Source organism: Variovorax sp. P1_H2 (assembly GCF_056405295.1).
Genome location: NZ_JBFUCJ010000188.1, coordinates 1 through 7,687 on the forward strand (window position 1 = coordinate 1; position 7,687 = coordinate 7,687).

The window sequence follows — 7,687 nt, forward strand, 5'->3', positions numbered from 1 at the left end:
ATCATCGCGGACTGACCGGCCTGGAGGGGACAAACATGAAGGCGCATCAAGGCAAGAAGGCAGTCGTCGTCGGTGGCTCACTCGGTGGATTGTTCGCGGCCAACCTGCTGCTGCGCGCCGGCTGGGACGTCCATGTCTATGAGCGTGTCGCGCAGGCGCTTCAGGGCAGAGGGGCCGGCATCGTGACGCATCCGGAACTCCTGAGTGCATTGACGTCCGCGGGTATCGTCGTAGACGAAAGCATCGGCGTGAAGGTCACGCAGCGCGTTACGCTGGCGAAGGACGGCACGGTGATCGGCCTGCGCGACCTGCCGCAGACGCTCACCGCATGGGGTCGGCTCTATCACGTGCTGAGGTCCGCATTCCCTGACGATCGGTACCACAACGGAAAGCGGCTGCAGTCATTCAAGCAGGACGCCGATGCCGTCGAGGCAAGCTTCGCGGATGGGGAGGTCGCCCGCGCTGACCTGCTCGTGGCGGCGGACGGATTGCGCTCGGCCGTCAGGACGTCATTGCTGCCTGGGGCCAAACCCCAATACGCCGGCTATGTCGCATGGCGTGGCCTGGTCGAAGAATCAACGCTGTCGGACCGCGCGCGCAAGGAGTTGTTTCCGTACTTCGCGTTTGGTCTTCCTCCGCACGAGCAAATGATTGCCTATCCCGTCGCGGGCAAGGACAGTGCGCTCGAGGAGGGCGCACGACGATTCAACTTCGTGTGGTATCGCCCGGCGGCCGAAAGCACGACGCTCAGGGACATGGTGACCGACGCTGACGGAAAGGTCTGGCGCGATGGCATTCCGCCGCCGCTCATTCGGGCGGAGGTCCTCGATCAGGTACGGCAGGCCGCACGCGATGTGCTGGCGTCACAGTTTGCGGAGGTGGTCGAGAAGACCGAGAACCTCTTCTTCCAGCCCATCCTCGATCTGGAATCCGAACAGTTGGCGTTTGGCCGGATCGCGCTGCTGGGCGATGCCGCGTTCGTCGCCCGTCCGCACTGCGGAATGGGGGTGACCAAGGCTGCCGGCGACGCAATGGCCCTGCTCGAGGCGCTGGCGCACTGTGACGATGTCTCGAGCGCGCTCAAGGCCTATGAGCGGCCGCGCGTGGAATTCGGACACTTCATCGTCGCGCATGCCCGGGCACTGGGGGCCTACATGCAGGCGCAATTGCACAGCGAGCATGAGCGAGAGATGGCGGAGCTGTATCGAACGCCAGAAGTCATCATGAAGGAAACAGCGGTCTTTCCGAAACGGCATTGACCGAGCGAGGACGGTCTCGATGGCCATGCCTCTCGGGCTCCGAGCGAGCCGTTCAGGCGGCTTCCCGGAACCTTGCGGCCAGCCAGTCGATGAAGACCCGCAGCCGGGACGAAAGATGTCGTGCGCGCGGATAGAGCACGGACACCGGCAACGGAGCCGGTCGCCAATCCGGCAGCACCGGAACCAGTGCGCCGCGCTGAAAATCCGCCTCCAACCGGTAGCGAGGCGCTTGAATCAGTCCCAGACCGGTTCGTGCCGCCGCCGCGTACGTCTCGGCACCATTGACGGCAACGGCGAACGGCAGCATGACTTCGCGCGCCTTGCCTTCGACCACGAACTCCAGCGGCAGCACGCTCCCCGTAGCCGACGAGCGGAAGCCGACCATGTGGTGGCCGACCAGTTCGTCTATCGATGCGGGCATGCCGTACCGCGCGAGATAGCCGGGCGATGCGCAAGTGATCTCGTCGAGCGTTGTCAGGCTGCGTGCGACCAGATCGCTGTCGACCAGCCGGCCGACGCGCAACACGCAGTCCACGCCTTCGCGCACCAGATCGGCGTAGCGGTCGCCCTCGCTGATCTGCAGCTCGATGTCCGGGTAGCGGGCCAGGAACTCCGGCAGGTGCGGCACCACGAAGTGGCTCGCCAGCGTGCCGTGGACATTGACGTGCAGCAGTCCGCGCGGCTTCGCGCCCACGAAGGCGCTGTCGGCGTCTTCGACTTCGGCGATCACGCGCAGGCAGCGCTGGTAATAGGCCTCGCCGTCCAGCGTCGGTCTGACATGGCGGGTGGTGCGCTGCAGAAGGCGAACGCCGAGCCGGGCCTCCAGCGCCTTGATCGCATCGGTGGCCGAGGAGCGTGGCAGGCCGAGGTCGTCGGCCGCTTGCGTAAAGCTGCGGCACTCCACGATCCGGGTGAACACGCGCATGGCGTCGAATCGATCCATTGTCCGAAAATTCGAATAGTGATGACGATTTATACATGATTATCTTTTGTCGGCGTACAGATATCTTTGCACCCAACCCGTCGATTTCCGGCGGAAATTCAGGAGCAAGCGCATGAACAACCTCAATCAAAAGATCGATCCGGCCCGCAAGGTCGCCCTCGTGACCGGTGCAGCTGGCGGCATCGGCGCCGCGGTTTCCGAGCGCCTGGCGCGCGATGGCTTCGCGGTGATCGTCAACTACGCGGGCAGTGCGGCGCGCGCCGAGGCGCTGGTGCGCAAGATCGAGGCCGAGGGCGGTCGCGCCATCAGCGCCCAGGCCGATATTTCGGACTCCGCGGCGGTGGTCCGGCTGTTCGATGCCGCTGAGGTCGCTTTCGGCGGCGTCGACGTGCTGGTGAACAACGCAGGGATCATGAACCTGGCGACCCTCGCCGACAGTGACGACGCGCTGTTCGACCGCCAGATCGCGGTCAATCTCCGCGGCACCTTCAATACCCTGCGCGAGGCAGCGCGCCGCCTGCGAGACGGCGGCCGCGTCGTCAACCTCTCGTCGAGCGTCACGACACTGCTGCAGCCGACCTATGGCGTCTACGCCGCCACCAAGGCGGCGGTCGAGGCCATGACCAGCATCCTGACCAAGGAACTGCGCGGCCGAGGAATCACGGTGAACGCCGTCGCTCCCGGGCCGACCGCGACCAAGCTGTTCCTTGACGGCAAGCCCCAGGAAATCATCGACCGCCTGGCAAAGGCGGCTCCGCTCGAGCGCCTGGGCCGGCCCGAGGATATTGCTGCGGTCGTGGCGTTCCTGGCGGGACCGGACGGGGCCTGGACCAACGGCCAGACGCTGCGCGTCAACGGCGGCATCGTCTGAAGCGGGGGGCCCGACTTGTCGCGAGGTATTGCTGTGTCCACTTCCATCATTCTCGTCACCGGCGCGTCTTCGGGCTTTGGCCTCATGACCGCCCGCGCCCTGGCCCAAGCCGGGCATACCGTCTACGCATCGATGCGCGAAACGCAAGGCCGCAATGCGCCTCGCGTGGCTGAGCTTGCCCGGTGGGCAGCCGAGCAAGCGGTGGATCTGCGCACGGTCGAACTCGATGTGCAATCCGACGCGTCCGCCGAGGCCGGGGTGGCCGGCGTCTTGAGGGAGGCGGGCCGCCTCGATGCCATCGTGCACAACGCCGGGCATATGGTGTTCGGTCCCGCCGAGGCGTTTACGCCGGACCAGTTGATCCAGCAATATGACGTGAACGTCATTGGTGCCCAGCGGGTGAACCGTGCCGCGTTGCCGCACCTGCGCAAGCAGGGCAAGGGGTTGTTGGTGTGGGTCGGCTCCTCGTCGACACGCGGCGGCACGCCGCCTTTCCTGGCGCCGTATTTCGCGGCAAAGGCGGCGATGGATGCACTGGCCGTGTCCTACTCGACCGAACTGTCGCGCTGGGGCATCGAGACCACCATCATGGTCCCCGGCGCCTTCACCAAGGGCACCAACCACTTTGCACATTCCGGTTCGCCAGCAGACAAGGATCGTGCCGCCGAGTACGAATCCGGCCCCTACGCCGGTGTGGCCGAGCAAGCGCTCAAGGGTTTGGCGGGCCTCGAGCCGGCGGATGCCGATCCGGCGGAAGTGGCTCGCCAGATCGTGCGCGTGGTGGACACGCCGATCGGCCACCGTCCGTTTCGCGTGCACGTGGACCCCTCACAGGACGGCGCCGAGGTGGTCAACGCGGTGGCCGACCGCATGCGTCGCGAGATGTACCGGGCCATTGGGTTGGAGGATTTGCTGGCGCCACGCATCAATGCGTGAGTGCGCTGGCCGACCCACCGGGGCGCTCCGGCACGCGGCGGAGGCCCGGGGCCCGGACGCCTCCACGCCGCTATGCGTCCGTACGGTTCTGCAGGAAGGGAAGCAGGACTTCGAGCAAGCCGGTCGGATTTTCTTCCGCCACATAGTGGCCGCAGTCTGGTATGACTGCCGAGATCAGGCCCGGCGCGGCTGGCCTCAGAACATCGCCCATCTTGCGGCCCATGGCACTTGCACCCCCGATGGCGAGCACCGGCATGCGAAGCGGCACTTCGGCCGCGACCTGATTCTGCTTTGCCGATTCGAAAATCGATCGGTAGTAGCCCAGGGCGGCACCCCAATGGCCTTCTCTCGCATACATGCGGGCGTAGAAGTCGATATCGGAGGGCGTGAAGGCGCGATCCAGATGACTTGATTTGCTGCGAAAGAACCATTCCAGGAACTCCCGCTCCTTGCCCCTCACGAGCAGTTCAGGCAATTCGGGCAGGAAATTGAATGTGAAGTGCCAGGTGCCCGAGAACGTCTCCGGCGCAAGCCTGTAGGCGGTCGGTGGCGTAAGGCCTGGAACCGCGGCATCGATGAGCGCGACGCGGGGAAAGCGCTCCGGAAACTGGGCAGCGAGCGCGTAGCCGATCCATGCGCCGACATCGAAGCCGACGAGAAGGGCGTTGCTGATGGACAGGGCGTCAAGGACTTCGACGATCTGCTTCGCGACCGACGCAGTGTCGTACCCGGACGATGGCGGTCCACTGTCGCCAAGTCCCGGTGGGTCGATGGCCACGACGCGGAAGCGCTCCGCGAGATCCGGCATGATCTTTCGAAAGCAGTACGACGATTGCGGCCACCCCGGCAGCAACAGGACGCATTGCCCTGCGCCTCCTTCCGTCACGCGCAGCGACGCGCCATCGGTTGCAACATCGCGGTGAGAGAAGTCGTGAAAGCCTGAGCGCTGCGCACGCATGGGTGATCTGTCCTTTTGGCAATTGGCCCCATGCGTCTCGGCGCTGGTGAACCTGCCTATTGTTGATCGATCGAACAATTATAGGCTGGCGCTGCGCCTGTTCTGAAGCAACGCGGCGATCAAGCGGCTGACAGCCGCTCGTTCAAGCAAAGTCGGTTGATCTCGAGACCTGCTCCCAGGCGTCGATTTCCGCGCCGAGGCTCGCCAGCTTCTCGCGGACCAGGTTGACGGCATCCGTACCGAGAAGCAGATGCGCCGGCGGATGATCCGAGTCGACCAGTTGAAGGATGGCCTGTGCCGCCTTGGCCGGATCGCCCGCCTGCTTGCCGCTGCGTGCTTGCCGGGTCGCCCTGATGGGTTCGAAGATCGCATCGTATTCCGGAATCGAGCGCTCGACCCGGACCATGGATCGCCCGGCCCAGTCGGTGCGAAAGCCCCCTGGCTCGACCGCCGTGACGCGGATGCCGAAGTCCTTCACCTCTTTGCCCAAGGCTTCGGAGATGCCCTCGAGGGCGAACTTGCTTCCGTGGTAGAAGCCCAGCCCCGGCATGGTGATGATCCCGCCCATCGAGGTGATGTTGATGATGTGGCCCGAGCGTCGCTTTCGCATAGGGGGCAGTACGGCCTGGATCATTGCGACGGCACCGAACACGTTGACTTCGAACTGCTGGCGCAATTGGTCAATGGTGGATTCCTCGATCAGTCCCTCGTGACCATAGCCTGCGTTGTTGATCAGCACGTCGACGGCGCCGACATTGCGTTCCACCTCGGCCACCACTGAATTGACGGCGGCTGCGTCCGTCACGTCGAGAATCCTGGCAAAGGCGCGGCCGGGTTCGAGCGCCTCGAATGCGATGCGGGCATCTTCGTTGCGCACGGTGCCGATCACGCGCGATCCGGCAGCCAAAGCCGCCTGCGCAAAGGCGCGGCCGAAGCCCGAGGAGACGCCGGTGATAAGGAACCCCTTGGGGGTGACTGAGGACATTGAGAAGACTCCGGTTGTGTAGGTGTCTGTTGAAGGTAGCTCAGTTGCCGGCCGCCAGCCGGCACTGACGGGCATCAAATTCCATCCTTTGGAAACAATGGATGCCCCATGCGAGAGGAAGGGACTATCGCGCGTTCATTGCGGCGGAAAATCAGACGTGGGGCAAGACGGTGAAGGCGGCAGGCGCCGAAGGAACCGAATGAGTACGATCGTCGGAAGTGCAATCAAGTCGAGGCGCAGTACCTGATCGAACCCAGGGCTCGGCGACTGCGTCGCGTTGCAGGCGCTCAGCCGCCCCGGCCTTCTTTCCGAACGGCGAGATGGATGTCGGCGGCGAGTGCCATGAGTGGTCCGGAGAGTTCGCGCGCGACGGATTGCATGCTGTCGGTTGTCGACACACTGGCGTTCACGACGTAGATCGACCCGTCTTCGGTACGGATCGGTGTGGCGAGCGCAACGACCTCGGGCTGCCAGGCGGCCACGCAGTAGCCCTGCGAGGCGACAGCTTCGATTGCACGCGTGATCTCCACGGAGATCTGGCGCCACTGCGATGGACGCCGGCGTTTGAAGATTCCCATCAACACTTCGCGTCGTGCCTCCTGAACGGTGGCGAGGTACGCTCTTCCGAGGGAGGTGAGTTCCATCGGCACGCGCTGGCCCGAGACCACCGAGCGAAGCGATACCCGGCGGTTGTATCGAATCGATTCCAGGTAGATCATCTCGTCGCGGTCGGGGGCGGCCAGTCCCACGTTGATCTTCTGCTTCTCGGCCAACGCCCGCATGCGCGGCGCGGCGGCATGAAGAATGGATGAGCCGGTGCGCATGGCGTGCGCCAGGCTCAGGACCGCTGGCGCCAATCTGTAGCCGCGCTGCAGAGGCTCCGCCTGCAGCATTCCCGTGCCCACCAGCGTTTGCGTGAGCCGGCTCACCGTGGAGCGCGACAGCCCGGTGCGCTCCGCCAACTCCGCGTTTCCCAGCAGTTCCGAGCCGGGGCGGAAGGCCCGCAATATTTCGATACCGCGTTCAAGCGAGCGGTTCGCGGGCGAGATACCCGGCTTCTCGTCCAGGGCAGACGTCATGCGTGCCATACACCATCCTCGAAGGCTGTGAATTCCATTGTTTGGAATCATGGGAGTGTATTGCGTGGCGAGCTTTGACTTCGCACCGAACCAGGTCGTGCTCCTCCAGTTTCGCGCCTTCGCGCGCATCCCATCGGGACGGCCTGCGGCGACCTTGAGCAGTTCACACGGCCCCCTGCATCACAGACCGTCAATGCTCGCGACGGCGAGCTTGCCGCCTCGCACGGCCACCCTATTGGGACTTGCGGGGCAGCGCTTGACTGTCGCCCTCTCGCCATTGAATCGATGAACATCACCCTGCCCATTGCAGCAACCCGTAGGTCGTGGCACCGTCGATCTCGAAGCTGAGGAATCTCACGTCCTTGCGCCGCTTGGTCCGGCATGAGCATTCATCTCGGTGGTCCATGGCGCCATGCGCCTTCCGCGTGCGGCGCGTTGAGGCAACCCACCGCTCAACCGATCAGGCGCTTCATCAGTCCCGCAGTCGAAGCATCCAGCCCCTGCGTGTCGCCGCTCGCCAGGCGCGGCAGCAGGTCGCTGCACAGGGCCTTGCCGAGCTCGACGCCCCACTGGTCGAAGCTGTTGATGCCCCACAGCGCACCGCTGGTGAAGACGCGGTGCTCGTACATCGCGATCAGCGCGCCCAGGCTGTGCGG

Annotated in this window: 7 protein-coding genes and 1 pseudogene; 3 read left to right on the forward strand and 5 right to left on the reverse strand. The window is 64.8% G+C overall.

Annotation, left to right across the window (positions count from 1 at the left end; all coding sequences use genetic code 11):
- Positions 1 to 35: 35 nt before the first annotated feature.
- Entirely contained in the window at positions 36 to 1,259 is a 1,224-nt protein-coding gene (locus AC1D2E_RS33750; RefSeq protein ID WP_478201452.1) for an FAD binding domain-containing protein, read from the forward strand.
- 52 nt (positions 1,260 to 1,311) lie between these two features.
- Here AC1D2E_RS33750 and AC1D2E_RS33755 read toward each other — a convergent pair whose 3' ends face one another.
- Positions 1,312 to 2,202: a LysR family transcriptional regulator gene (locus AC1D2E_RS33755; RefSeq protein WP_478201447.1), complete on the reverse strand. Its 891-nt coding sequence runs from the start codon at positions 2,200 to 2,202 to the stop codon at positions 1,312 to 1,314.
- Positions 2,203 to 2,314: 112 nt separating this feature from the next.
- Between AC1D2E_RS33755 and AC1D2E_RS33760 the strand changes: the two genes are divergently transcribed.
- Both AC1D2E_RS33760 and AC1D2E_RS33765 read left to right on the forward strand, forming a co-directional pair.
- The gene (locus tag AC1D2E_RS33760) at positions 2,315 to 3,073 is read left to right on the forward strand and encodes an SDR family oxidoreductase (protein ID WP_478201448.1); all 759 of its coding nucleotides are present in this window, start codon (positions 2,315 to 2,317) and stop codon (positions 3,071 to 3,073) included.
- Between the two features lie 84 nt (positions 3,074 to 3,157).
- Entirely contained in the window at positions 3,158 to 4,009 is an 852-nt protein-coding gene (locus tag AC1D2E_RS33765) for an SDR family NAD(P)-dependent oxidoreductase (RefSeq protein ID WP_478201453.1), read from the forward strand.
- Positions 4,010 to 4,079: 70 nt separating this feature from the next.
- Here AC1D2E_RS33765 and AC1D2E_RS33770 read toward each other — a convergent pair whose 3' ends face one another.
- The 4 genes and pseudogenes from AC1D2E_RS33770 to AC1D2E_RS33785 all read right to left on the reverse strand — a co-directional run.
- Complete coding sequence (locus AC1D2E_RS33770; protein WP_478201449.1) at positions 4,080 to 4,967, reverse strand: alpha/beta fold hydrolase; 888 nt, start codon at positions 4,965 to 4,967, stop codon at positions 4,080 to 4,082.
- Between the two features lie 142 nt (positions 4,968 to 5,109).
- Positions 5,110 to 5,952, reverse strand: coding sequence for an oxidoreductase (locus tag AC1D2E_RS33775; protein WP_478201450.1), 843 nt, complete (start codon positions 5,950 to 5,952; stop codon positions 5,110 to 5,112).
- Positions 5,953 to 6,239: 287 nt separating this feature from the next.
- Positions 6,240 to 7,040 (reverse strand): IclR family transcriptional regulator, encoded by an 801-nt coding sequence (locus AC1D2E_RS33780; RefSeq protein ID WP_478201451.1) that lies wholly within the window; start codon positions 7,038 to 7,040, stop codon positions 6,240 to 6,242.
- A 443-nt stretch (positions 7,041 to 7,483) separates the two neighbouring features.
- A pseudogene (locus tag AC1D2E_RS33785) lies at positions 7,484 to 7,687 on the reverse strand (glucose-6-phosphate isomerase); the annotation flags it as partial.